Origin of the sequence: Mycolicibacter heraklionensis, assembly GCF_019645815.1 — a bacterium.
Taxonomy (GTDB): domain Bacteria; phylum Actinomycetota; class Actinomycetes; order Mycobacteriales; family Mycobacteriaceae; genus Mycobacterium; species Mycobacterium heraklionense.
Window position 1 is genome coordinate 4,405,401 of sequence record NZ_CP080997.1, and the last position, 22,963, is coordinate 4,428,363.

A 22,963-nucleotide genomic window follows, 5' to 3' on the forward strand; every position below is an offset into this window, starting at 1 on the left:
ATCAGATATTCAATTGCAGTTTGCTGGCATGACAAATTCGACAGCAACCGGACGCCGAATGCGGATCCCGACGACACGCCGTGACCGCTGCGGAGCGCATCCTGGACGCCCTTGCCGCCGCTGCCCTCGATCAGCAGATCGCGATCAGTTGGTGATCGACGAAACAAGTCCGCCGTGAGGTGGCGGGCGAGGCAGGCGCAGTTGTGCCACTGTCACTGTGCAACGGCACACTCCTGGAGAACATCGGCAAAAATGCCGAAATCACGCTGGTATCGTGACGCCGAGACTTGGCAGTAAAAATGCGTAGATGACGGTGAAGCAAGGCTTACGACTACACGGATGCACAGCTAATCCATCCGGGGGGAATGGAGGGTCTGCCCGCTTGCGCGAGCATCCTGGCCTCTGAGGACGGTAGATGATGTCGAACGCGAGCGCGGCGCTTTCGCCGCATTCCCCACCGCGGACGGTCGTCGTGGTGTGCCCCGGAGACTCTCGGCCGCAATGGCAGCCCCCGACGGAGTCATTGACGACCGGGCTCTCGTGGCTGGAAAGCACGCTCACCGACGTGGTTGCCGCCCACCGCGGTGCGCGGCTGGTGGAGCAGGACCACGAATGCAAGTTCGCGGCCACGTTCGCGGACGCCGGTGACGCGGTGGCCTGCGCCATCGCCTTGCAGCGCGCTCCCGCGGCGCCGATTCGGCCGCGAATCGCCATGCACGCCGACAAGCTGCCGTTAGTCCAGCCGTACGCGCACCCGCGAACCCTGGCGAACCGTGCGGCGCGGTTGTGCGATCTGGGCCATGGCGGTCAGACGTTGCTGTCGGAGACGGCCCAGCGATTGCTGGCTGATCGACTGCCGCCGGACGCCTGGCTGGTCGATCTGGGAGCCTTTCGGCTGCGCGGCATACCGTATCCGGAGCGGGTGGCTCAGCTCTGCCATCGCGACCTTGCCACCGACTTCCCGCCGCTCCGGACCGGAAATGCGTTGCACGAGCCGTACTTTCCAACACCGCTGACGAGCTTCGTCGGACGCGATGCGGAGCTGACCGAGCTGCGTCGGCTGATTGACGGCAACCGTCTTGTGACGCTGACCGGCTCCGGCGGAGTCGGCAAGACGCGACTCGCGCTGCAATTGGCCGATGAGTTCGTCGACCGGTTCCGCGATGGGGCATGGTGCGTGGACCTGGCACCGATCACGGACCCGGATCTCCTTCTGGAGCGAGTGACGCACGTGTTGGGCCTACCTGATCGACCGGACCGCTACTACCCGCTCGACACCCTGGTGCGCTTCATCGCAGATCGGCAATTGCTGCTGGTGCTCGACAATTGTGAGCATCTGCTCGACGCGTGCGCGCAGCTGGCCGCCACGCTGTTGGCCGCCAGTGCAGAGCTGACCATCGTGGCGACGAGTCGCGAGCCCATCGGGGTCGCGGGCGAAGTGACCTGGAAGACCCCCTCACTCTCGCTCGTCGACGAGGCCGTCGAGTTGTTCCGGCAACGCGCTCGGCTGGTCCGGCCGGGTTTCACCGACACCGATGGTGATGCCGACTTGGTAGCCGAGATCTGTCGCCGCCTGGACGGGGTTCCCCTGGCTATCGAGCTTGCCGCGACACGAGTTCGGGCGTTGTCGCTGACCGAGATCGCGGACGGATTGGGCGAGCGCTTCCAGCTGCTGACCGGTGGTGCGCGTACGGCGGTGCCACGCCAACAGACGCTGCGAGCATCGGAAGACTGGTCACACGACCTGTTGAGCGAACCCGAGCGCGTGGTGTTTCGCCGATTGGCACCATTTCCGGGCGGATTCGACCTCGATGCCGCCCACGCGGTCGCCGGCGGCACCGACCTGTCACGCACGCAGATCGTGGACAAACTCACCCAGCTGGTGGGCAAATCGCTGGTGGTAGCCGACAGCACTGGGGAGTCGACACGCTTCCGGTTGTTGCAGACTGTTCAGCAGTACGCCCTGGAAAAGCTTGAGCAGTCCGGCGAATCAGAGGCCATACAGGCACGCCACCGCGATCACTACACAGCGATGTTCGACGCCGGGATTACCGCCGGATACGGCTGGCACATCGAGCAGGCGGAACTCGAGATCGACAATCTCAGAGCCGCTTTCATGTGGAGTCGTGAGCATGGCGATATCGAGCTTGCCGCACGCCTGGCCTCGTCGTTGCTCCCGCTGTGGATCCACAGCCGAACTTTGGAGGGGTTGGCGTGGTTCAATGCCGTGCTCACCGACGGCGCGACGATGGCGCCCGCCGCGCGTGCCCGCGCGCTCGCGGACAAGACGATCTTCGACGCGCTGACCGGAAACTACGGACGGGTCGAGCAAGCAGAGGAAGCAGTCTCGATCGCACGCCATCTCGACGAGCCGGGCCTGCTTGCCTGGGCGTTGGCTGCCTGCGGCTTCACCTGTAGCTACGGTCCCGAACTGGCCCTACCCTACTTCGAGCAGGCCATCGCGCTGTCCCCCGCGTTGAACGATGACTGGCGGTTGAGCCAGATATACGGCGTGCAGGCGTATTCGGCGTTCGTGGCCGGCGACCTCGACACGATGCGGCTGGCCGCGGAAAAGGGAGCGGTCCTGGCCGACGCAGTCGGCGACTGGTCGGTTTCGCGACTATGCCGTCTTTGCCTGGGATTGGCGCATCTTCATCGCGCAGAGCTCACGATGGCCGTCGAGCAGGCCAGGCAGGTAGCGATGGAGGCCGAGGCAGCATACGACCCGCTGTTCAGTACCCAGAGTTTGACGATCCTGGCCGAAGCCCTTGCGTGCCAGGGCGATACCCGCGGGGCGCACGCCGCGGCGGAAGCGTGCGTCGAGGCCGCCGCCGAACTCATCGACTTTCACCGCGCGATCGGCTTCGGCGCTGTAGCGGACGCATTACTGGCCGCCGGTGATATTTCCGGCGCACTCAGGGCTGCCGATGCGGCGTGCGAAGCGTGCGCGCTGCCCCAATTGCTGGCCATCAACGGCAATCCGGTCGCCCGGGTGGCGCTGGAATCCGGAGACTTGGCCGCGGCGCGCCGTTGGGCTGGCGAGGCACTGTCCGTGGGCTCGGGCATCCACCGGATACTGCTGCTGGAGATACGTGGCCGGGTAGCGATGGCCGAAGGCCAAGTGGAACAGGCCGAACGAGACGCGTGTGAGGCGCTGGCGATAGCCGCGGACGCCGAGGCATATCTGGCCGTTCCGGATCTGCTGGAGTTGCTGGCGGCAGTGGCCACCGCCACCGGGCGACACCACTACGCAGCACGGCTGTTCGGTTCCGCGGCCGGTGCCCGCAGTCGCACCGGCGCAGTCCGTGCCAAAGTCTACGACGCCAACTACGCGGCCACTGTCAGCGTTGCTCGAGAAGCGATGCAGGAGAACGACTTTGAGCGAAGTTGGGCCCAAGGAGCTGCATCGTCGACGGCGGAGGCCATCGCGTACGCGTGCCAAGGCGACGGAAAGGGCCGGGCTGAATCCAAACGTCCCTCCAGCGGTTGGGCTTCGCTGACGCCGGCTGAACGCAATGTCGTCCGCCTCATCAGCGCCGGCCTCCGCGACAAAGACATCGCCGCACAACTGAGCGTCTCGCCTCGGACCGTGCATTCGCACCTGAACCGGATCTACACCAAGCTCAATATCTCGTCGCGCCTGCAACTCGCCCAAGTGGCAGCGCAACACGCCTGACGCCGCGGCGTTGCCCCGCGACGTGTCAGGCGATCCGGGGGGTGGGCTCGACCTGCGCCCACCTTTTCCAGTTCCGGTATTCCTCGGCGTTCAGTTCCCGGCCGAGCACGGTGGTGACGGCGGCGTCGTGCTCTAAATAGAGCTCCTCGTTACGGCGCCACGCCGGCAGGTAGCGGTAGAACGGCAGCCAGGGATGCAGATGGTGGATCAAGTGGTAGTTCTGGGACAGCATGAGCGGTGCGAGCAGCCATTCCATCCCGACCCGAAGACGACTGGCGCGATACCGGTCCTCACGCTGCGTGACGTCGATCCCGTGATGCGGTAACCAGTCGAACGCCCATCCGATGATGAAAAGACCGAGGCGCTGCGGGATCAAGACGACCTCCGCAAGCAGCCAGAAGTGGTCGGTGAGGATCGCCGCGACGGTCATGGCGATCGTCAACGAGAACAGCACGGACGTTTCGGCGAGCTCGGCAATCGGACGCCGCCACGAATGGCGTATCCGCGGCCACAGCTTGCGGACATACCAGGTCGCGTTGAACAGGTCCATCAGCGCCCAGCGGAACGGCAGCTGCCAGGTGGGCGCATGGGTGGCGAACATGTCTGGATCGCGTTCAGGGTCATTGGTGTGGCGGTGATGCTCGCCGTGGACGTAGCCGAAAGCCGGTAACGAGAACGGCAGCACCACCAACAGCCAGGCCACCCGGCCGACCACCGCGTTGACCCAGCGCACCGAGCAGAACGAGCGGTGCAGGGCCTCGTGCGCCACCGAGAACAGCACATACGTCACCAGGGTGCTCAGCGGTATGACGATCCAGGCCGGAAGGGATCCGCGGGCCGCGCCGATGGCCACCAGCACGAATACGGTGATGCCGCCCACCCCGAGCCCGAAGGTGGGCCACGAGAAAGTCGGTACGCCTTCGCCGGGGTGCGGGTGCGGCCGTCGCCGGACTGCCGCGGGTCGGTGGTCTTCCACCTCGAGCACCGACACGAGACCTCCAGCAGCTGGGCGAAAACACGAGCGCGTCACCTAAGAGCAGGTGAAAGATTACGTCGCTTCCCGATGAGGGACGGGCCGCAACGCTTACTCGTACGGCTAAGTAAGTATCACAATATTGACGCTCGCGTATAACGTCGCAGGTCCGCGCATAGGGACTTTAGTCCCCCGCAACAGTCTCCCGGGACTCAGGCCCCGTACACCGGCACCGGTGGCCGCGCCTGGGCCAGCAGGTCGGTGACGACCGGCCCGAGCTCAGCAGGATCCCAGCGGGCACCCTTGTCGGCCTGCGGGCCATGCGCCCAACCCTCGGCGACCCGGATCTTGCCGCCCTCGACCTCGAAGACCTTGCCGGTCACGTCACGCGACTCGACGCTGCCCAGCCAGACCACCAGCGGACTCACGTTCTCCGGGGCCATGGCGTCGAAGGCCTGGTCCTGGGTGTTCATCATGTCGGCGAACACGGTCTCGGTCATCCGGGTCCGTGCCGACGGGGCGATCGCGTTGACCGTGACCCCGTAGCGGCCCATCTCGGCCGAGGCGACCAGCGTGAGCGCGGCGATACCGGCCTTGGCGGCCGAGTAGTTCGCCTGCCCGACGCTGCCCTGCAGGCCGGCGCCGGAGCTGGTGTTGATGATCCGGGCATCCACCGTTTCGCCGGCTTTGGACTGTGCCCGCCAGTAGGCGGCGGCGTGCCGCATGGTGGCGAAGTGCCCCTTGAGGTGTACGGCGACGACGGCGTCGAACTCCTCTTCGCTGGTGTTGGCGAACATCCGGTCGCGCACGATACCGGCGTTGTTGACCAGCACATCGAGACCGCCGAAGTGGTCGACCGCGGTCTGGATCAGCGCCGCGGCCTGGTCCCAGTCGGCGACGTTGGAGCCGTTGGCGACGGCCTCTCCGCCGGCTGCGACGATCTCGTCGACCACGCCCTGGGCAGCACTGCCCCCACCGGCCGGCGAGCCGTCCAGGCCCACGCCGATGTCGTTGACCACGACCCGGGCGCCCTCGGCGGCAAAGGCCAGCGCGTGCGCCCGCCCGATTCCGCCGCCCGCTCCGGTGACGATGACCACGCGGCCGTCAAGAAGTCCCATGAGTGCTTTCTCCTTATTTGTTAGCGCTGGATGCGTCGAGGTAGGCGGGGTTTTCGCCACCGCCGTGCACGGTCAGGCTGGCGCCGCTGACATAGGACGCCAGGTCGGAACTCAAAAATGCTGCTGTCCAACCGATTTCGGCTGGCTTGGCCAGCCGTCCCAGTGGCACGGTGGCGCCGACGGCCGCCACCGACTCGGCGTCGCCGTAGAACAGTTCGGACTGCTCGGTCTCGACCATGCCGACCACGATCGAGTTCACCCGCACCTTCGGCGCCCATTCGACGGCCAACGAGGTGGTCAGACTGTCCACCCCGGCCTTGGCCGCGCCGTAGGCGGCGGTGCCCGGTGACGGCCGGCGCCCGCTCACGCTGGTGATATTGACGATCGAACCGCCGCCGTCCTGGGTCTGCATGACCGCGTTGGCGTGCGTGGACACCAGCAGGGCGCTCAGCAGGTTCAGCTCGATGATCTTGCGGCTGAAGTTGGCCGACGCGTCGGCGGCCAGCGCGAACGGGGATCCGCCGGCGTTGTTGACCACGGTGTCGATCCGGCCGTGCCGGGCCACGATCGCCTCGATCAGGCCCCGGACCGCGTCGTCGTCGCGGACGTCGCAGGAATGGAACTCATACGGCGAGGTGTCCACCGGGCGTCGGGCGCAGGTCACCACCGTCGCGCCCTGATCGGCGAAGACGGCGCTGATGCCCGCACCGACACCGCGCACCCCACCGGTCACCAGCACCACCTTGCCGGTCAATCCGAGGTTGATAGCGGCAGCCGCAGAGTCAGACACTGTGCTAGCGTACCAAGCAAGTGCTTGCTTAGGTATCCAAGACCCCAATACGACAGGGAAGTCCGCCCATGCCGATCACATCCAAAACCGTCGAACCGGGGATCGTCGCGGTCACCGTCGACTACCCGCCGGTCAACGCCCTACCGTCACGGGCCTGGTTCGAGCTGGGCGAGGTCATCACCGCCGCTGGCAACGACATGTCCACCCACGTGGTGATCCTGCGGGCCGAGGGCCGCGGCTTCAACGCCGGCGTCGACATCAAGGAGATGCAGAACACCGAGGGCTTCACCGCCCTGATCGACGCCAACCGCGGCTGCTTCGCCGCGTTCAAGGCCGTCTACGAGTGCGCGGTGCCGATGATCGCCGCGGTCAACGGCTTCTGCGTCGGCGGCGGGATCGGCCTGGTCGGCAACGCCGACGTGATCGTGGCCTCCGACGACGCCAAGTTCGGCCTGCCCGAGGTGGAACGCGGCGCGCTGGGCGCGGCCACCCACCTGTCCCGGCTGGTGCCGCAGCACATGATGCGGCGGCTGTTCTACACCGCGGCCACCGTCAACGCCGCCACCCTGCACCAGTACGGCTCCGTGCACGAGGTGGTGCCGCGCGCCGAGCTCGACGAGGCCGCGCTGCGGGTGGCCCGCGACATCGCGTCGAAGGACACTCGGGTGATCCGGGCGGCCAAGGAAGCCCTGAACCTCATCGACGTGCAGAAAGTCAACTCCAGCTACCGGATGGAGCAGGGCTTCACCTTTGAGCTCAACCTCTCCGGTGTGGCCGACGAGCACCGCGACGAGTTCGCCGGGACCGAGAAGGGCGCCAAGAAATGAGCAAGCGGACCACCCTCGACGACGCCGTCGCTGAGCTGCGTGACGGCATGACGATCGGGATCGGCGGCTGGGGCTCCCGGCGCAAGCCGATGGCGTTCGTCCGGGCCATCCTGCGCACCGACGTCAAAGATCTGACCGTGGTGACCTACGGCGGACCGGATCTAGGCCTGCTGTGTTCGGCGGGCAAGGTGCGCCGGGCCTACTACGGCTTCGTCTCCCTGGACTCCCCGCCGTTCTACGACCCGTGGTTCTCGAAGGCCCGCACCACCGGTGCCATCGAGGCCCGTGAGATGGACGAGGGCATGCTGCGCTGCGGGCTGCAGGCCGCCGCCCAGCGGCTGCCGTTCCTGCCGATCCGCGCCGGCCTGGGCAGCTCGGTGATCGACTTCTGGGAGGGTGAGCTCAAGACCGTGGTGTCGCCGTACCCGGTTGAGGGCGGACACGAGACGCTGGTCGCGATGCCGGCGCTGAACCTGGACGCCGCGTTCGTGCACATGAACCTCGGTGACGAGCGGGGCAACGCCGCCTACACCGGGATCGACCCGTACTTCGACGACCTGTTCCTGATGTCGGCGCAGCGCCGCTTCCTGTCGGTGGAGAAGATCGTGCCCACCGAGGAGCTGATCGCCAGCACGTCGCCGCAGACCCAGGTGATCAACCGGATGATGGTGGACAAGGTCGTGGAAGCCCCGAACGGCGCCCACTTCACCATCGGCGCAGCCGATTACGGCCGCGACGAGAAGTTCCAGCGGCACTACGCCGAGGCCGCCAAGTCCGACGAGACCTGGGCGGAGTTCAAGGCCACCTACCTGTCCGGCAGCGAGGACGACTACCAGGCGGCGGTTAAGGCATTCGGAGCGGAGGCACTCACATGACCGACTCACCCACTCGCGCCGAGATCTGCGCGGTCGCCTGCGCCGAGCTGTTCCGCGACGCCGGCGAGATCATGGCCTCACCCATGGCCACGGTGCCCTCGGTCGGCGCCCGGCTGGCCCGCCTCACCTTCTCCCCCGACCTGGTGCTCACCGACGGGGAAGCCCGCATCCTGGCCGACACACCGGCGATCGGCAAGGTCGGGCCGCTGGAAGGGTGGATGCCGTTCAACCGGGTCTTCGAGACCCTGTCCTGGGGCCGGCGCCATGTGATCATGGGCGCCAACCAGATCGACCGCTACGGCAACCAGAACCTGTCGGCGTTCGGCCCGCTGCAGCACCCGACTCGGCAGATGTTCGGGGTCCGCGGGGCGCCGGGCAACACCATCAACCACACCACCAGCTACTGGGTGGGTGCGCACTCGTCGCGGGTGTTCTGCGAGGCCGTCGACATCGTGTCCGGCATCGGCTACGACAAGGTGGACCCGGCCAACCCGGCATTCCGGTTCTTCAACCTGGGCGGGGTGGTGACCAACCTCGGGGTGTTCGACTTCGGCGGCCCGGACCACCAGATGCGCGCGGTCTCACTGCACCCGGGCGTCACCGCCGACGAGGTCGCCGAGAACACCTCGTTCGAGGTGCACGGCCTGGCCGACGCCGCGGTGACCCGGGAACCGACTGTCGAGGAGCTGCGGCTGATCCGCGAGGTCATTGACCCGAAGTCGCTGCGGGATAAAGAAGTACGCGCATGAGCCGGTTGAAGACCCCGCTGACCGAGCTGGTCGGCATCGAACACCCGGTGGTGCAGACCGGGATGGGCTGGGTGGCGGGCGCCCGGCTGGTGTCGGCCACCGCCAACGCCGGCGGGCTGGGCATCCTGGCCTCGGCGACCATGACGATCGACGAGCTGGCCACCGCGATCGCCAAGGTGAAGTCGGCGACCGACAAGCCGTTCGGGGTCAACATCCGCGCCGACGCATCCGACGCCGGCGACCGGGTGGACCTGATGATCCGTGAGGGCGTGAAGGTGGCGTCGTTCGCGCTGGCACCCAAGGCCGAGCTGATCGCCAGACTCAAAGAGGCCGGCTCGGTGGTGATTCCGTCGGTGGGTGCGGCCAAGCACGCCAAGAAGGTGGCGTCCTGGGGCGCCGATGCGGTGATCGTGCAGGGCGGCGAGGGCGGCGGCCACACCGGCCCGGTCGCCACCACACTGCTGCTGCCGTCGGTGCTCGACGCGGTCGCCGGCACCGGGGTACAGGTGATCGCCGCCGGCGGCTTCTTCGACGGCCGCGGCCTGGCCGCCGCGCTGTGCTACGGCGCGACCGGTGTCGCGATGGGCACCCGCTTCCTGCTGACCAGCGACTCCACCGTTCCCGACGCGGTCAAGCAGCGCTACCTGGCCGCCGACCTGAGCGGCACCGTGGTCTCCACCCGGGTTGACGGCATGCCGCACCGGGTGCTGCGCACCGAACTGGTGGAGAAGCTCGAAAGCGGCTCGCGGGCGCGCGGTTTCAGCGCCGCCATCCGCAATGCGGCGAAGTTCAAGAAGATGTCGCAGATGAGCTGGCCGACCATGGTCCGCGACGGACTCGCGATGCGGCACGGCAAGGAGCTCACCTGGTCGCAGGTGCTGATGGCGGCCAATACCCCCATGCTGCTCAAAGCCGGTCTGGTGGAAGGCAATACCGAGGCCGGCGTGCTGGCTTCGGGTCAGGTGGCGGGCATCCTGGACAGCCTGCCGTCCTGCGCCGAGCTGATCACCTCGATCGTCGACGACGCCGTCGAGCACCTGCAGGCCGCGTCACGGTTCGTCGTCTAACGGCCCAACCCCTAACCGTGAGTGTGAATCTCACGACGCAACACACCGCGGAAGCGTCGTGTATTCCACACTCACGCCGGAGCCGGGCCAGCCGGCGGCGTTCATTGCGTCCTCTACGCGGGCGATCAGCGTCGCCTTCCGGTAGCGGAGCAGCTCGGCACTGACCCGGATGATCACCCAGCCCAGGTCAGCCAGCACCACCTGCCGGTCGATGTCGCGCTGGCGCTGCTTGGGGTCGGTCCAGTGCTGGGGGCCGTCGTATTCGACGCCGACGTGCAATTCCCGATATCCCATGTCGACCCGCGCCACGAACCCGTCGTATTCGTCGTACACCACGATCTGGGTCTCCGGGCGCGGCAGGCCCGCGTCGATGAGCGCCACCCGGGTACGACTCTCCTGGTGAGATTCCGCGCTGGCGTCGACCAGCGGCAGGATTCGTCGCAGCCGATTCAAGCCCCGCACTCCCGGATGCGCGGTGATGACGGCCTCGACGTCGGCTATCCCAATACCGGTCGCGTTGGCCAGTGCGTCGACGCGCGCAACGGCGAGCACCCTCGACGGCGTTCGCCGCCCGATGTCGAAGGCGGTCCGCGCAGGAGCGGTGACCCTAATCCCGTCGACGGTCGTCATCTCACTGGCTTTCAGGGTGTCGGTGTGCACGACCAGCTTGGGCGGCGGCCTGCGATTGTCGTGCACCAGTTCCGCGTCGAGTTCAGGGCTCACCCACTTCGACCCCAGCAGCGCTGCGGCCGAATTACCCGCGACGATCCCCCGCCGCCGCGACCACAGCCAGGCCGCACGTGCCCGCTGCGCCGCATCCAGCTCGATACCCCACGGCACGAAGACGCCTGGGTAGACCGTCGCGTAGAGGGTGCGCATCGCCCGCTCGGAAATCACCCTGTCGGCTAACGCCTCGGCCCCCAGGAACGGCCAGTCCAGTTCGTCCATGGCCGAAGCGTGCTACCAAAGGCCGAAACGTGCGGACGCCCGTCCACAGCCCACCGAGTGTGAATCTCACGACGCGACACGCCGTGGCGGCGTCGGGAGATTCACACTCGGCGGCGAAGGCTACGCCTCGACCACCATCAGGGTGTGCCCGGTCGGGTCACGAAGCCAGAACATCGGGGGAACGGGTTCGCCCATCCGGGACACCTGCTCGTCCACATCGACCCCGAGTTCGCGTATCGCGGCGTGCGTGGCGTCGATGTCGTCGGTGCTCAGCGTGATACCGGTGACGGTCGGTTCGATCGGACCGCTCTCCGGCGGCGGCGGAGCCAGCGCGATGCCGGTCGTCCCCTGGGGCGGATAGACCTCGATCCACCGGTAGCCGCCACCGAACTCTTCGTCGGTGCGTTTCTCGAAGCCCAGCGACTCGTAGAACGCAACGGCTTTGTCCTGTTCAACGGTCGGCACACACACGAGGTTGATCGTCTTCAGCCCGGTCTTGGCGGTGCTCATCATGCTCCTTCTAGGTTGGGAACGGTTGGGGACACTACGAATTGACGCCGTAGAGCTGGGCGATCTCCGGCGAGCTCGCCCAGCGGCTGTAGGTGGGACTCTGCGGCCAGCCCTCGGGCGAGTCTTGCCACTCTTCCTGGCGCCCATAGGGCAGCACATCCAGCAACGGGAATATGTGGCTGAGCTGTTCGACCCCGCGGTGGTTGGTGTACCAGGTGCGGAACACCGCATCACCCTGGCGCAAAAAGACATTCACCGCGAACTGACCGCCTGGCGGTACGCCGACATCGGCTCCGAACGAGCTGTTGGCCGTGCTGTACCAGGCCATCTGGTTGCCGACCCGCCGCTTGTACGCGATCGCTTCGTCGATGGGGCCCTGCGTGACGATCACGAACCGTGCGTCGTAGGCGTCAAGAAAGTCGAGTCGGGTGAACTGCGAGGTGTAGCCGGTACACCCTGGGCACTGCCATTCCTGGCCCGGCGACCACATGTGGTGGTAGACGATCAGTTGACTTGCGCCCTCGAACACCTCGGACAGGCGCACCGGCCCGCTCTCGCCTTCGAGCAGATAGTCGTCTATGACAACCATCGGCAGGCGGCGGCGCTGTGCGGCGATCGCGTCGAGTTCGCGGGTGGCGGCCTTCTCCCGGGCGCGCAACGTGTCGATTTCCCGCTGCCAGGTCTGGTTATCCACCACCGGCGGCGCCTTGAAATCCGTCTTCACGAAAACCCCCATTGTCATGTGTACGGCGTCCACATTGGCTATGTTCACACCGTACACTTGGACCCGAGGGGGCTGTCAAGAGGTGGCTGGGACAAGGACCGGTTATCACCATGGCGACCTGGGCGCGGCGCTGATCGACGCCGGCCTGCAGCTGACCCGACTCGGCGGTCCGGAGGCGCTGACGGTCCGGGAGGCGACCCGGCGCGTCGGGGTGTCCCCGAACGCCGCATACCGTCATTTCGCCGACCGCGAGGCACTGTTGCGGGCGGTCGCGATCGCCATCGGAGACCGGATGGCCGCACGCATGCTCCCATCGGCGAGCCGACGCGGCACCGCGGCGAACCGGGCACGCAATCAGCTCCGGTCCGTCGGGCTCGGCTACATCGGATTCGCGTTGGACGAGCCGGGCTGGTTCACCGTGGCCTTCTTCGGCTCCGGGGTCACCTCGGTGGACGACGACGGGCCCCCGCCGCCGTTTCGCGCACTGGTCGATGCACTCGATGCGATGGTGGACGCCGGTGTGCTGAAACCGAGTCGGCGCGCCGGCGCGGAGTGGCCGTGCTGGTCGGCCGTGCACGGATTCGCCGAACTGGCCCTGCGCGGACCGCTACGCGGCGTCCCGCGTTCCGATCTGGATGCACTGGCGCAACGAACGGTCGACGACATCATCGCCGGGTTGGTGGGTTGAGCCGCTGGGTCGGCTGCCCAACTCCGTCGTCCGCGCACGACGAGAGCCCGCTACCCAACCGCAGCGCAACCAGGGGACAGGCGACTTCAAGGGACCAAGGTCCCGATTTTTTGCCGTAGTCGAAGCAAAACGTTGACCGGAGGCCAAAACCTATTCTTTAATTTCGACTATGGACGACTGAGATGAACTCAGCATCCTCTAACCGAACTTTAGTGCGTCCCGGGGCACATCTCGTTCGAGGAGGTCGGCAGGTGTTTGGAAACGTCGTCGTGGGGGGCACTCGCGGAAAACACAAGGCCGGGGCGCTGCGGCGGATCGCCGCCGTGATCGGTGCGGCGGCGGCGTTCGCCGGGTTCGGGATGAGCCCGTTGGCCACCGCACCGCCAGCGCACGCCGATGTGCTCGATGTGCTCATCGATCCACCAATCGACCCGATCTCCGCGGTGATCAGCGGGGCGGCCGACCCGGTGACGGTGTTTGACCCGGCGGCGTGGGAGGACTTCTTCCACCAGCTCGCCGGTCTCGACGTGGCTGGCGCCGGCTCGGCGGTGGCTTTGCCGGGAGACGACTGGTTCGACCAGCTGATCTACACCCCGTTGCACACCGCGATCGAGGACTGGATCAACAGCCCGCTAGGCCTGCAGGTCAGCGGCTTGATCAACCAGGTGTCCGGGCTGTATCTGATCGGTGACGGCGCGGCGGGCACGGCAGACCATGTCGACGGCGGCAACGCCGGGCTGTTGCTCGGCGACGGCGGCGACGGGTACGGCTCGACCGGCTCGGGCGGCAATGCCGGCTGGTTGTTCGGTGACGGCGGCAGTGCCGGCAGTGCCGCCGCCGATGAGAACGTCTTCCCGCTGGCAGGTGGCGCGGACCCGGCCCCAGTCAATGGAACGCCCGGCCAGGGCGGCAACGCCGGGTTCTTGTTCGGCAACGGCGGCAACGGCACCACCGGTGGAGCCGGCCAATTCGGCGGCAACGGTGGCGCGGGCGGCAACGGGGGCAACGGCGGCGTCCTGTGGGGCAATGGCGGTGACGGCGGGGCTGGCGGAGCCGGCGGGGCCGGTACCGCGACCCATACCGCCGGCGGAACCGGCGGGGCGGGCGGAACCGGCGGCAGCGGCGGGCTTCTGTTCAGCAGCGGCGGCGCAGGTGGCGCCGGCGGGATCGGTGGTGCTGGGTATGACGCGGGCACTGCGCTGGCCGGCCAGGACGGTGCCGCCGGCGGAACTGGCGGCACCGGCGGCGTCGGCGGCAACGGCGGAGCGGGTGGCCTGCTGTTCGGCGGCGCCGGTTCCGGTGGAATTGGTGGCGCCGGTGGTGAGGGTGGCACCGGCGGCGCCGGCGGTAACGGTGTGGATGCGGTATTGGCCGGCAACACCGGCGGGGCCGGGGGCAACGGCGGAAACGGTGGTGTCGGTGGGCACGGCGGTGTCGGCGGCAACGCCGGCGCGGCAGGACTTGGTGGCACCGCAGGCAGCAGCGGCAGCGGCGGAGCCGGCGGAACCGGCGGCAACGCCGGCACTCCCGGTGACGGCGGGGCCGGCGGCGCCGGCAACGCGGCTAATCCCAACGGAGGCAATGGCGGCCACGGCGGCGACCCAGGCGCGGTGGGCCAGGGCGGTGCTGGTGGCGCGGCCGGCTCCGGCTCGGGCGGGCACGCGGGTGCCGGCGGCGGCAACGGCGCCGCGGTGAGCGGGGCAGCCGGCAACGGCGGTACCGGTGGAGCCGGGTTCAGCCCCACCGCCGACGGCGCTAACGGCGGGACCGGCGGAAACGGCGGCGCCGGCGGAGCGCTGGGCAACGGCGGCAACGGCGGCGTCGGCGGCAACGGCGCGACCGGGGTTAACAGTGTCGGCGGGTCCGGCGGCAAGGGTGGCGACGGCGGGGCCGGCGGATCCCAGGCCGGCAACGGTGGCACCGGCGGGCGCGGCGGCAACGGCGGTACGGGTGCTGCCGGCACGGCGGGCAGCACCGGCAACACTGGTGTCGCCGGAGTCAACGGCGGCAACGGCCAGGACGGCGGCACCGGTGGTAACGGCTTTGCCGGCGGCAACGGCGGCAACGGCGGCAACGCCGGCACTGCCGCCCACGGCACCGCCGGGATCAACGGTTCCGGTGGCACCGGCGGCAACGGTGGTGCCGCCGGAAACGGCGGCGACGGCGGTAACGGTGCGGACGGCGTCTGGGGCAAGATCGCCTCCAACGGCTTGGACGGTGCCGGCGGTGCCGGCGGCAATGCCGGCAGTGGCGGGTCCGCCGGCGCCGGCGGCGCTGGCGGTGCGGCCGGCACTGGCGGCACCGGGGGCACCGCGGGTAGCGGCGGCGCCGTGGGCGGCGCTGCCAGCGGCGCTGCCAGCGGCGCGGCCCACGGTGGCAACGGCGGCAACGGGGCGAACGGGAACGCCGGCCATATCAACGGCGGCTACGGCGGCAACGGCGGCTCCGCGACCTCAGCGGGAACCGGGAACATCACCGGCGGCACCGGCGGCAACGGCGGCGTCGCGTTCACCGGCGGCAACGGCGGGTGGGGTGGGCGCGGCGGCGACGCGACCATCACCAACAGCGCCTCGACCGGCACCGCCACCGGCGGCAACGGTGGGGTTGGCGCGACCGGAGTCGGCGGTGGGCAGGGCGGCAACGGCGGCAACGCCTACACCTACGGAACCGGCAACGTGGTCGCCGGCAACGGCGGCGATGGTGGTGCCGGCAGCACCAACGGCGCCGGCGGAGGCAACGGCGGCAACGCGACCACTAACAACGCCGCCAACCTGCACGCCGCGGTCGGCGGGAACGGTGGTAACGGCGGCAACGGCGGCTTGGGCGGTGGCTTCGGCGGAGACGGCGGCACGGGCTGGGTCCAAGGCGGCAACGCCGTTGCCACCGGCGGTCACGGCGGAACCGGCGGCAACGGCGCCGGCGGCAGCGGTGTCGGCGACATCGGCAGCGGTGGCCTCGGCGGCAGCGGCGGCGAGGCGTACAACGGCGGCTCTGGCGACGCCGTGGGTGGTGCCGCCGGCCTCGGCGGCCACGGCGGCGGTACGGGCGTCAATGGCGGCCGCGACGGCACCGGCGGCAACGGCGGTTCGGCGACCATCACTGCGAACGGAACCGGAAACGCCATCGGCGGCGACGGGGCAGCCGGCACCGGCGGCAGCAGCACCAACTGGGCCGGCAACGGTGGCAAGGGCGGCAACGCGACCATCAACAACAGCGCCTCGCACGCTGACGCGACCGCCGGAAAGGGCGGAGCCGGCGCCTCCGGCTACCTCGGCGGCAACGGCGGCGCCGGCGGTTCGGCGAATAGCGCCGGCACCGGCAATGCCACCGGCGGGGACGGCGGCAAGGGCGGCAACGGAACCAACGAAGGCGCCGGCAACGGCGGCAATGGCGGCAGCGCCGTGACCAACGCTCCGGGCACCGCGAAGGGCGGTACCGGCGGAGGCGGCGGTACCGGGCACCCCAACGGTTCATCGGGCTCCAACGGCAGCCACACCCCGTAGCGACCGCAACCGGTTCACCGAGCGCGGAGCCAGACCCGCCGCGTGATCAGCTAGGCGCGGATTCCGTTGCGCTGCAACCGAACCGGCGCGCCAACGCTGTCCTGGACGCGCTGACGCAACGTGCGGTCGGCGGCGTCATCGCCGGGCGCGTGCGTTAAAGCCGTCACCCCGCTGCCTTCGTGCGCGGACGACAAAGCCCTGCCACTAGTTGGGCGGCCGACGACAAAGCCAACCGGGATACCCGCTGGCTAACGTGCCTGCCACAGCCAAGAAAACCCAACTACTCCAGTCCGCTTTGCGGAGGAAATGAGCACGCCGTGAGTAACCTCATCAGCGCCTACGCGACCATCATTGCATTCGTCCTTGCGACCCTGATTCCGCTGTGGATCCCGGTGGGCGTCACGGTCGCACCCGCAATCGCCAAGTGGATTCGGAAGCTCCGCAGAACCGCGACGGTACCGACGTCCAGTTCAGCTGGCTTGGGCAGGCAGATGGATCCCGTTGGTCACCGTGATCACGAATGAGGTGAGGTCCCGCGTGAGGTCGTCCATCGATCGCGGTGGGTCGACCTGGTGCAGGAAATCGGCAATGATCTCGAAGAGCCCCCCGACGGTGGCTACCGCCATCGCCCGGTAGTCGACGACCTCACCGGCTAGGGCCTTGCTGCGCCAGAACGACTCGATGAAGTCCGCGGCCCACCGACGATTCGCCCGCCGTTGCGCCTCGACCCGCGGCGAGATTCCGGTGCTTTCCCGGAACGCGACGACTGCCACCCGGGGGTCGACGACCAGCTCATAGGCGAACACCGTCAGCACCCGGCGCACCGTCGCCTCTTCGGTCTCATCGGGAGCGCCGTGGAGCAACTCCTCCTCGACCTTTGCCTCGATCCGATCGCCGATCTCGTTCATCAGCGCCAGGTAACAGTCTTCCTTGCTGTCGAACAGCTCGTAGAACGCCTTGTTGCCGACGTAGGCGGTTTGGCAGATCTGCTCGATCGAGGTGTTGGCGTAACCGTCTCGGGCAAACAATTCGAACGCTGCGGTCAGGAGTTGCTGACGCCGCTGAGCGCGGCGCTGGTCAGCGTCGAGCCCGCGAATCCGGCGCCCCCCCGGTGCCGTCGGAGTCGGTGTTTCCATAAAGTCCGATTTTAGCCGCCAAGGCGCTCAATGATCGTGACGTTAGCGGTGCCCCCGCCCTCGCACATCGTCTGCAAACCGTACCGACCGCCGGTGCGCTCCAGCTCGTTGAGCATCGTGGTGAACAGCTTGGCCCCGGTGGCCCCCAGCGGGTGGCCCAGCGCGATCGCCCCGCCGTTGGGGTTGACCTTGGCCGGGTCGATCGGGAACTCCTTCATCCAGGCCTGCACCACCGGAGCGAACGCCTCGTTGATCTCCACAACGTCGATGTCGTCGATGCTCAGGCCGGTCTTTTCCAGCGCGTAGCGGGTGGCCGGGATCGGGCCGGTCAGCATGATCACCGGGTCGTCACCCCGGGCGCTGATGTGGTGGATGCGGGCGCGCGGCGCCAGACCGTGGTCTTTGACGGCCTGCTCAGAAGCGAGCAGCACCGCGGCCGACCCGTCACAGATCTGGCTGGAGACCGCCGCCGTCAGCCGGCCGCCCTCGACCAGCGTCTTGAGGCCGGCCATCTTCTCCAGTGTGGACTCGCGCGGGCACTCATCGACCCGGAAACCATCGACGTCGATGATCTCGTTGTCGAAGCGCCCCTCAGCGATCGCGGCGAACGCCCGCTGATGGCTCTGCAGCGCGAAGCGCTCCATGTCCTCGCGGGAGATGTCCCAGCGCTCGGCGATCATCTCGGCGCCGCGGAACTGCGAGACCTCCTCGTCCCCGTAGCGCTCCAGCCACTTCTTCGACTCGTTGGTCGGCGAGGTGAAACCGAACTGCTCACCGACGATCATCGCCGACGAGATCGGGATCCAGCTCATGTTCTGCACGCCGCCGGCCACAATCAGGTCCGCGGTGCGCGACATGATCGCCTGCGCGCCGAACGAGATGGCCTGCTGGGACGAACCGCACTGCCGGTCGACGGTGACTCCCGGCACCCCTTCGGGGTAGCCCGCCGCCAGCCACGCCAGCCGGCCGATGTTGCCGGCCTGGCCGCCGATGGCGTCCACGCAGCCGGTGATCACATCGTCGACGGCGGCCGGGTCAACCCCGACGCGGTCCAGCAGACCGCGAAAAGCCAACGCGCCCAAGTCGATCGGGTGGATTCCGGCCAGCGACCCGTTACGCTTGCCGACGGCGGTGCGAACGGCGTCGATAACATACGCCTGAGAAACGTGAGCGGCTTGTGACATATCAACTTCCTTCTTTGGTGATTCCACCCAGCACGATGGCGAGGTATTGCCTGCCGACTTGCTCGGCGGTCAATGGGCCACCCGGTTGGTACCAGCGCACTGATACCCAGGTGGTGTCGCGGATGAAGCGATAGACCAGGTCGACGTCGAGGTCGGGGCGGAAACATCCCGCTTCAATACCCTGCTGCAGCACGTCAAGCCACATTTTACGTTGTTGCCGGTTGCGTTCGTCGACGTAGGAGAACCGCTCGTGGGACGACAGGCGCTTGGCTTCGTCCTGGTAGATGACGACTTGGGCGTGTCGATGCTCGATCGCGTCGAACGAGGCCAGGAACAGCCCCTTGAGCCGTTCCATCGGGTCGGTTTCGCTGTCCACGATCTGCTGATACCGGGCGAACAGCCAGTCCAGAAAGTCGCGCAGCACCTCGTCGACCATCTCCTCCTTGGAGGAGAAGTGGTGATACAGACTGCCGGACAGAATCCCGGCGGCGTCGGCGATGTCGCGCACCGTCGTGGCACGCAGGCCACGCTCGGCGATCATCGCCGCCGCCAGGTTCAGGAGTTCGTCACGGCGCGTCATGGCATCAGGCCCGTTGGCTGGAAACCGAGATGACCTCGCCGGTCAGGTAATTGGAGTAGTCGCTGGCCAGGAACGCGATGGTGGTGGCGATTTCCCACGGCTCGGCGGCCCGGCCGAACGCCTCGCCGTCGGCCAGCCGGTCCAGCAGTTCGGCGGAGCTGGTCTTCTCCAGGAACTTGTGCCGGGCGATGGACGGCGAGACCGCGTTGATCCGCACCCCGTACTCGACGGCCTCGATCGCACTGCACCGGGTCAGCGCCATCACGCCGGCCTTGGCCGCGGCGTAATGCGACTGGGAATGCTGTGCGCGCCAACCCAAGACGCTGGCGTTGTTGACGATCACCCCACCGTGGTCCACGCCCCGGAAGTAACGCAAGGCCGCCCGGGTGGCCCGCATCACCGAGGTGAGCGTCACGTTCAGCACGCGGTCCCACTCGTCGTCGGTCATGTCGATGACCGGGGTCTGCCCGCCGAGTCCGGCGTTGTTGACCAGCACGTCGAGCCGGCCCATCTTCGCCACGGCCTCGTCGAACAGCGCGTCGACCGCCGCGGTGGAGGTGACGTCGCAGACCACCGCCTCCACCCGGCCCAGCCCGAGGCCGGCCAGTTCGTCGCGGGTCTCGCCGAGCCGGCGTTCGTGGTAGTCGGAGACCACCACGTCAGCACCTTCGAGCAGCGCACGCCGGGCGGTGGTGGAGCCGATTCCGGTGCCGGCGGCCGCGGTCACCAAGACGGTCTTGCCCGCCAGTAGGCCGTGCCCGGCAATCTCTTCCGGCGCCTTGGACAGATCCTTGGAAAGATCCGACGTCGAGCTCATCCCTTTGCCTCCCGGGGTAGGCCGAGAACCCGCTCGGCGATGATGTTGCGCTGAATCTCGTTCGACCCGCCGTAGATGGTGTCGCTGCGGGTGAACAGGTACAGCCGCTGCCACTCGTCGAACTCGCCGTCGCGCAACACCATCGAGTCGCGCCCGATCACGTCCATGGCCAGCTCGCCGAGATCGCGATGCCAGTTGGCCCACAGCAGCTTGGAGACATTGTCTTGACCCGGCTGCTCGACGTCCATGGTGGCCATCGCGTAGGACCGCATCGACCGCAAGCCCACCCAGGAGCGGGTCAGCCGCTCCCGAATCAACGGGTCCTCGGCGGCACCGTTGCGCGCCGCGAGCTCAGCCAGCGAAGACAGCTCACGGGCGTAACGGATCTGCTGGCCCAGTGTCGACACGCCACGCTCGAAGGTGAGCGTGCCCATCGCCACCTTCCAGCCGTCGCCGGGTTCGCCGACCACCAGGTCGGCGTCGGTGCGGGCGTTGTCGAAGAACACCTCGTTGAACTCCGAGGTGCCGGTCAGCTGCACGATCGGCCGGACCTCGACCCCGGGCTGGTCCAGCGGCACCAACAGGTAAGACAGTCCGTTGTGCCGCTTGGACCCCTTCTCGGTGCGGGCCACCACGAAGCACCACTGCGACAGGTGCGCCAGCGACGTCCATACCTTCTGGCCGTTGATCACCCATGCATCGCCGTCGAGCACGGCGGTGGTGGAAACATTGGCCAGGTCGCTGCCGGCGCCCGGCTCGGAGTAGCCCTGGCACCACAGCTCCGTGACGTTGCGGATGCCGGGCAGGAAACGCTGCTGCTGCTCGGGTGTGCCGAAGGCGATCAGGGTCGGCCCCAGCAGCTCCTCACCCAGGTGATTGACCTTGTCGGGCGCATCGGCGCGGGCGTACTCCTCGTAGAACGCCACCCGGTGCGCCACCGACAGGCCGCGCCCGCCGTGTTCCACCGGCCAGCCCAGGCAGGTCAGTCCGGCGTCGGCCAGATGGCGGTTCCATGCCATCCGCTCCTCGAACGCCTCATGCTCGCGCCCCGGGCCGCCGAGGCCCTTGAGCTCGGCGAACTCCCCGACCAGGTTGTCGGCCAGCCATGCACGGACCTCAGCCCGGAACCCCTCGACTGCTTGCACCCCTGTAGGCTAACCTACCAAGCACTTGCTCGGCTACGAGCCGTCGAGCCCAGGGAGCCCGCGCTGGCGGCGATGCAGTGTTCAGCGACGGGGAGGAGCAGCGCCTATGAGTACAGAACCGCAGACCACACCTGCGGCCCTGGACCACATCGCGCGTGCACTTCCCGACCATGACGCCCTGGTCACCGAGGACAAACGCTTCACTTACGCGAGCCTGCGCGACGAAGTGCGGCGGGCCGCCGCGGCTCTGATCGCCCTTGGCGTCCAGCCGGGCGACCGGGTTGCGCTCTGGTCGCCGAACACCTGGCACTGGGTGATCACCTGCCTGGGCACCCACTACGCCGGCGGTGTCCTGGTGCCGCTGAACACGCGCTACACCGCCGCGGAAGCCACCGACATCCTGTCCCGCAGCAACGCCAAAGTCCTGGTCGGCATGGGGCGGTTCCTCAAGTCCGACCGGCTGGCCGAACTGGACCGGGACCAGCTACCCGACCTGCAGCATGTCGTCCGGGTGCCCATCGACGTCGCCGACGGAACCTGGGACGAGTTCATCGCCGCCGGTGCCGCCGTGCCGGCCGCCGACATCGACGCACGCGCCGCGGCCGTCGGGCCCGACGATCTCTCGGACATCCTGTTCACCTCCGGGACCACCGGCCGCAGCAAGGGCGTGCTCTGCGCCCACCGGCAGTCGCTGGCCGGCCCGGCGGCCTGGGCGGCGTGCGGTCAGATGACCGCGCAGGACCGCTACCTGTGCATCAACCCGTTCTTCCACAACTTCGGCTACAAGGCCGGCATCCTGGCTTGCCTGCAGACCGGCGCCACGTTGATCCCACAGGTCACCTTCGATCCGGCCGCCGCGCTGCGCGCCATCGAGTCCCACCGGATCACCGTGTTGCCCGGGCCGCCCACCATCTACCAGACCCTGCTCGACCACCCCGACCGCGACCGCCACGACCTGAGCTCGCTGCGGTTCGCGGTCACCGGGGCGGCCACCGTCCCGGTGGTGCTCATCGAGCGGATGCAGAACGAACTCGACATCGACATCGTGCTCACGGCCTACGGGCTGACCGAGTCCGGCGGGTTCGCCACCATGTGCCGCGCCGACGACGACGCCGTCACGGTCGCCACCACCTGCGGGCGCCCGATCGGCGACTTCGAGCTGCGGCTGGAAAAATCAGTCGGCGCCACCGATCCCGAAGCCGGCGAAGTGCTACTGCGCAGCGCCAACATCATGCTCGGCTACCTCGACGACCCGGAGGCCACCGCCGCGGCGATCGATGAGCACGGCTGGCTGCACACCGGCGACATCGGCACCGTGGACGCGGCCGGGAACCTGCGAATCACCGACCGGCTCAAGGACATGTACATCTGCGGCGGCTTCAACGTCTATCCCGCCGAGATCGAACAGGTACTGGCCCGCCTCGACGGGGTGGCCGACGTCGCCGTGATCGGGGTTCCCGATGAGCGGCTCGGCGAAGTGGGCCGAGCATTCATCGTGCGCCGGCCCGGGTTCGAGTTGGACGAAGCTGCGGTGATCGCTTACGCCCGTGAACATTTAGCGAACTTCAAGGCACCGAGATCGGTGACCTTCACCGACTCCCTACCGCGCAATCCCGGCGGCAAGGTGGTCAAGCATGAGTTGAGAGAGTGAGC

The 22,963-nt window shown here is 68.1% G+C and carries 19 protein-coding genes; 8 read left to right on the forward strand and 11 right to left on the reverse strand.

The annotated features are described in order from the left end of the window. Positions 1-415 precede the first annotated feature (415 nt). Positions 416-3,676, forward strand: a complete 3,261-nt coding sequence (locus K3U94_RS20880) for a helix-turn-helix transcriptional regulator (protein ID WP_220694882.1) — start codon at positions 416-418, stop codon at positions 3,674-3,676. Positions 3,677-3,701: 25 nt separating this feature from the next. Here the strand turns inward: K3U94_RS20880 and K3U94_RS20885 are convergent, their stop codons facing one another. From K3U94_RS20885 to K3U94_RS20895, 3 genes are all read right to left on the reverse strand, one after another. Next, on the reverse strand, positions 3,702-4,667 hold the full coding sequence (locus tag K3U94_RS20885) for a fatty acid desaturase (RefSeq protein WP_220694883.1): 966 nt from the start codon (positions 4,665-4,667) through the stop codon (positions 3,702-3,704). Positions 4,668-4,861: 194 nt separating this feature from the next. Continuing rightward, on the reverse strand, positions 4,862-5,767 hold the full coding sequence (locus tag K3U94_RS20890; protein WP_220694884.1) for an SDR family oxidoreductase: 906 nt from the start codon (positions 5,765-5,767) through the stop codon (positions 4,862-4,864). A 13-nt stretch (positions 5,768-5,780) separates the two neighbouring features. After that, positions 5,781-6,557, reverse strand: coding sequence for an SDR family oxidoreductase (locus K3U94_RS20895; RefSeq protein ID WP_220694885.1), 777 nt, complete (start codon positions 6,555-6,557; stop codon positions 5,781-5,783). Positions 6,558-6,625: 68 nt separating this feature from the next. Between K3U94_RS20895 and echA20 the strand changes: the two genes are divergently transcribed. Genes echA20 through ipdC form a run of 4 tightly spaced genes read left to right on the forward strand, consistent with a single transcriptional unit; the run spans position 6,626 to position 10,075 of the window. Further along, on the forward strand, positions 6,626-7,384 hold the full coding sequence (gene echA20, locus K3U94_RS20900; RefSeq protein WP_220694886.1) for a (7aS)-7a-methyl-1,5-dioxo-2,3,5,6,7,7a-hexahydro-1H-indene-carboxyl-CoA hydrolase: 759 nt from the start codon (positions 6,626-6,628) through the stop codon (positions 7,382-7,384). Then, the gene (gene ipdA, locus K3U94_RS20905) at positions 7,381-8,259 is read left to right on the forward strand and encodes a cholesterol ring-cleaving hydrolase subunit IpdA (protein WP_220694887.1); all 879 of its coding nucleotides are present in this window, start codon (positions 7,381-7,383) and stop codon (positions 8,257-8,259) included. Before echA20 ends, ipdA begins: the two co-directional genes overlap by 4 nt. Continuing rightward, positions 8,256-9,008 (forward strand): cholesterol ring-cleaving hydrolase subunit IpdB, encoded by a 753-nt coding sequence (ipdB, locus tag K3U94_RS20910; RefSeq protein WP_220694888.1) that lies wholly within the window; start codon positions 8,256-8,258, stop codon positions 9,006-9,008. Before ipdA ends, ipdB begins: the two co-directional genes overlap by 4 nt. Then, complete coding sequence (ipdC, locus tag K3U94_RS20915) at positions 9,005-10,075, forward strand: (3aS,4S,5R,7aS)-5-hydroxy-7a-methyl-1-oxo-octahydro-1H-indene-4-carboxyl-CoA dehydrogenase (RefSeq protein ID WP_220694889.1); 1,071 nt, start codon at positions 9,005-9,007, stop codon at positions 10,073-10,075. The genes ipdB and ipdC overlap by 4 nt, the downstream gene beginning before the upstream one ends. A gap of 30 nt (positions 10,076-10,105) precedes the next feature. Here ipdC and K3U94_RS20920 read toward each other — a convergent pair whose 3' ends face one another. The 3 genes from K3U94_RS20920 to K3U94_RS20930 form a co-directional block, all read right to left on the reverse strand. Then, a complete protein-coding gene (locus K3U94_RS20920) occupies positions 10,106-11,023 on the reverse strand; it encodes an endonuclease domain-containing protein (RefSeq protein ID WP_220694890.1) in 918 nt (305 codons plus the stop codon). Positions 11,024-11,143: 120 nt separating this feature from the next. Continuing rightward, positions 11,144-11,533: a VOC family protein gene (locus K3U94_RS20925; protein WP_052957000.1), complete on the reverse strand. Its 390-nt coding sequence runs from the start codon at positions 11,531-11,533 to the stop codon at positions 11,144-11,146. Between the two features lie 34 nt (positions 11,534-11,567). Then, entirely contained in the window at positions 11,568-12,257 is a 690-nt protein-coding gene (locus K3U94_RS20930; protein WP_230987260.1) for a DUF899 domain-containing protein, read from the reverse strand. An 82-nt stretch (positions 12,258-12,339) separates the two neighbouring features. Between K3U94_RS20930 and K3U94_RS20935 the strand changes: the two genes are divergently transcribed. Beyond that, positions 12,340-12,945 carry a TetR/AcrR family transcriptional regulator gene (locus K3U94_RS20935; protein ID WP_230987261.1) on the forward strand — a complete coding sequence of 202 codons (606 nt, stop codon included), beginning with the start codon at positions 12,340-12,342 and terminating at the stop codon, positions 12,943-12,945. A gap of 251 nt (positions 12,946-13,196) precedes the next feature. Then, positions 13,197-16,448: a PE family protein gene (locus K3U94_RS20940; protein WP_220694892.1), complete on the forward strand. Its 3,252-nt coding sequence runs from the start codon at positions 13,197-13,199 to the stop codon at positions 16,446-16,448. 470 nt (positions 16,449-16,918) lie between these two features. On the opposite strand, the gene K3U94_RS20945 is transcribed toward K3U94_RS20940, so the two are convergent. Genes K3U94_RS20945 through ipdE1 form a run of 5 tightly spaced genes read right to left on the reverse strand, consistent with a single transcriptional unit; the run spans position 16,919 to position 21,310 of the window. Beyond that, on the reverse strand, positions 16,919-17,584 hold the full coding sequence (locus K3U94_RS20945) for a TetR/AcrR family transcriptional regulator (RefSeq protein ID WP_220694893.1): 666 nt from the start codon (positions 17,582-17,584) through the stop codon (positions 16,919-16,921). An 11-nt stretch (positions 17,585-17,595) separates the two neighbouring features. Beyond that, on the reverse strand, positions 17,596-18,768 hold the full coding sequence (gene fadA6 / locus K3U94_RS20950) for a steroid 3-ketoacyl-CoA thiolase FadA6 (RefSeq protein ID WP_047320709.1): 1,173 nt from the start codon (positions 18,766-18,768) through the stop codon (positions 17,596-17,598). A 1-nt stretch (position 18,769) separates the two neighbouring features. Continuing rightward, positions 18,770-19,348, reverse strand: coding sequence for a TetR family transcriptional regulator KstR2 (gene kstR2, locus K3U94_RS20955; RefSeq protein WP_047320708.1), 579 nt, complete (start codon positions 19,346-19,348; stop codon positions 18,770-18,772). A 4-nt stretch (positions 19,349-19,352) separates the two neighbouring features. Further along, positions 19,353-20,165, reverse strand: coding sequence for a (5R,7aS)-5-hydroxy-7a-methyl-1-oxo-2,3,5,6,7,7a-hexahydro-1H-indene-carboxyl-CoA reductase (gene ipdF, locus K3U94_RS20960; protein ID WP_220694894.1), 813 nt, complete (start codon positions 20,163-20,165; stop codon positions 19,353-19,355). Then, positions 20,162-21,310, reverse strand: a complete 1,149-nt coding sequence (ipdE1, locus tag K3U94_RS20965) for an acyl-CoA dehydrogenase IpdE1 (protein ID WP_220694895.1) — start codon at positions 21,308-21,310, stop codon at positions 20,162-20,164. The genes ipdF and ipdE1 overlap by 4 nt, the downstream gene beginning before the upstream one ends. Before the next feature lie 106 nt (positions 21,311-21,416). Here ipdE1 and fadD3 point away from each other — a divergent pair, with 106 nt between their 5' ends. Continuing rightward, positions 21,417-22,961: a 3-((3aS,4S,7aS)-7a-methyl-1,5-dioxo-octahydro-1H-inden-4-yl)propanoate--CoA ligase FadD3 gene (fadD3, locus tag K3U94_RS20970; protein ID WP_220694896.1), complete on the forward strand. Its 1,545-nt coding sequence runs from the start codon at positions 21,417-21,419 to the stop codon at positions 22,959-22,961. Positions 22,962-22,963 lie beyond the last annotated feature (2 nt).

Excerpts from the sequence above, each read along its gene's own strand:
- fadA6 (WP_047320709.1), bottom strand. The coding sequence starts at position 18,768 with ATGTCACAAGCCGCTCACGTTTCTCAGGCGTATGTTATCGACGCCGTT.
- ipdB (WP_220694888.1), top strand. The coding sequence starts at position 8,256 with ATGACCGACTCACCCACTCGCGCCGAGATCTGCGCGGTCGCCTGCGCC.
- kstR2 (WP_047320708.1), bottom strand. The coding sequence starts at position 19,348 with ATGACGCGCCGTGACGAACTCCTGAACCTGGCGGCGGCGATGATCGCC.
- K3U94_RS20920 (WP_220694890.1), bottom strand. The coding sequence starts at position 11,023 with ATGGACGAACTGGACTGGCCGTTCCTGGGGGCCGAGGCGTTAGCCGAC.
- echA20 (WP_220694886.1), top strand. The coding sequence starts at position 6,626 with ATGCCGATCACATCCAAAACCGTCGAACCGGGGATCGTCGCGGTCACC.
- ipdF (WP_220694894.1), bottom strand. The coding sequence starts at position 20,165 with ATGAGCTCGACGTCGGATCTTTCCAAGGATCTGTCCAAGGCGCCGGAA.
- K3U94_RS20880 (WP_220694882.1), top strand. The coding sequence starts at position 416 with ATGATGTCGAACGCGAGCGCGGCGCTTTCGCCGCATTCCCCACCGCGG.
- K3U94_RS20925 (WP_052957000.1), bottom strand. The coding sequence starts at position 11,533 with ATGAGCACCGCCAAGACCGGGCTGAAGACGATCAACCTCGTGTGTGTG.
- K3U94_RS20890 (WP_220694884.1), bottom strand. The coding sequence starts at position 5,767 with ATGGGACTTCTTGACGGCCGCGTGGTCATCGTCACCGGAGCGGGCGGC.
- ipdC (WP_220694889.1), top strand. The coding sequence starts at position 9,005 with ATGAGCCGGTTGAAGACCCCGCTGACCGAGCTGGTCGGCATCGAACAC.
- K3U94_RS20945 (WP_220694893.1), bottom strand. The coding sequence starts at position 17,584 with ATGGAAACACCGACTCCGACGGCACCGGGGGGGCGCCGGATTCGCGGG.
- fadD3 (WP_220694896.1), top strand. The coding sequence starts at position 21,417 with ATGAGTACAGAACCGCAGACCACACCTGCGGCCCTGGACCACATCGCG.
- ipdA (WP_220694887.1), top strand. The coding sequence starts at position 7,381 with ATGAGCAAGCGGACCACCCTCGACGACGCCGTCGCTGAGCTGCGTGAC.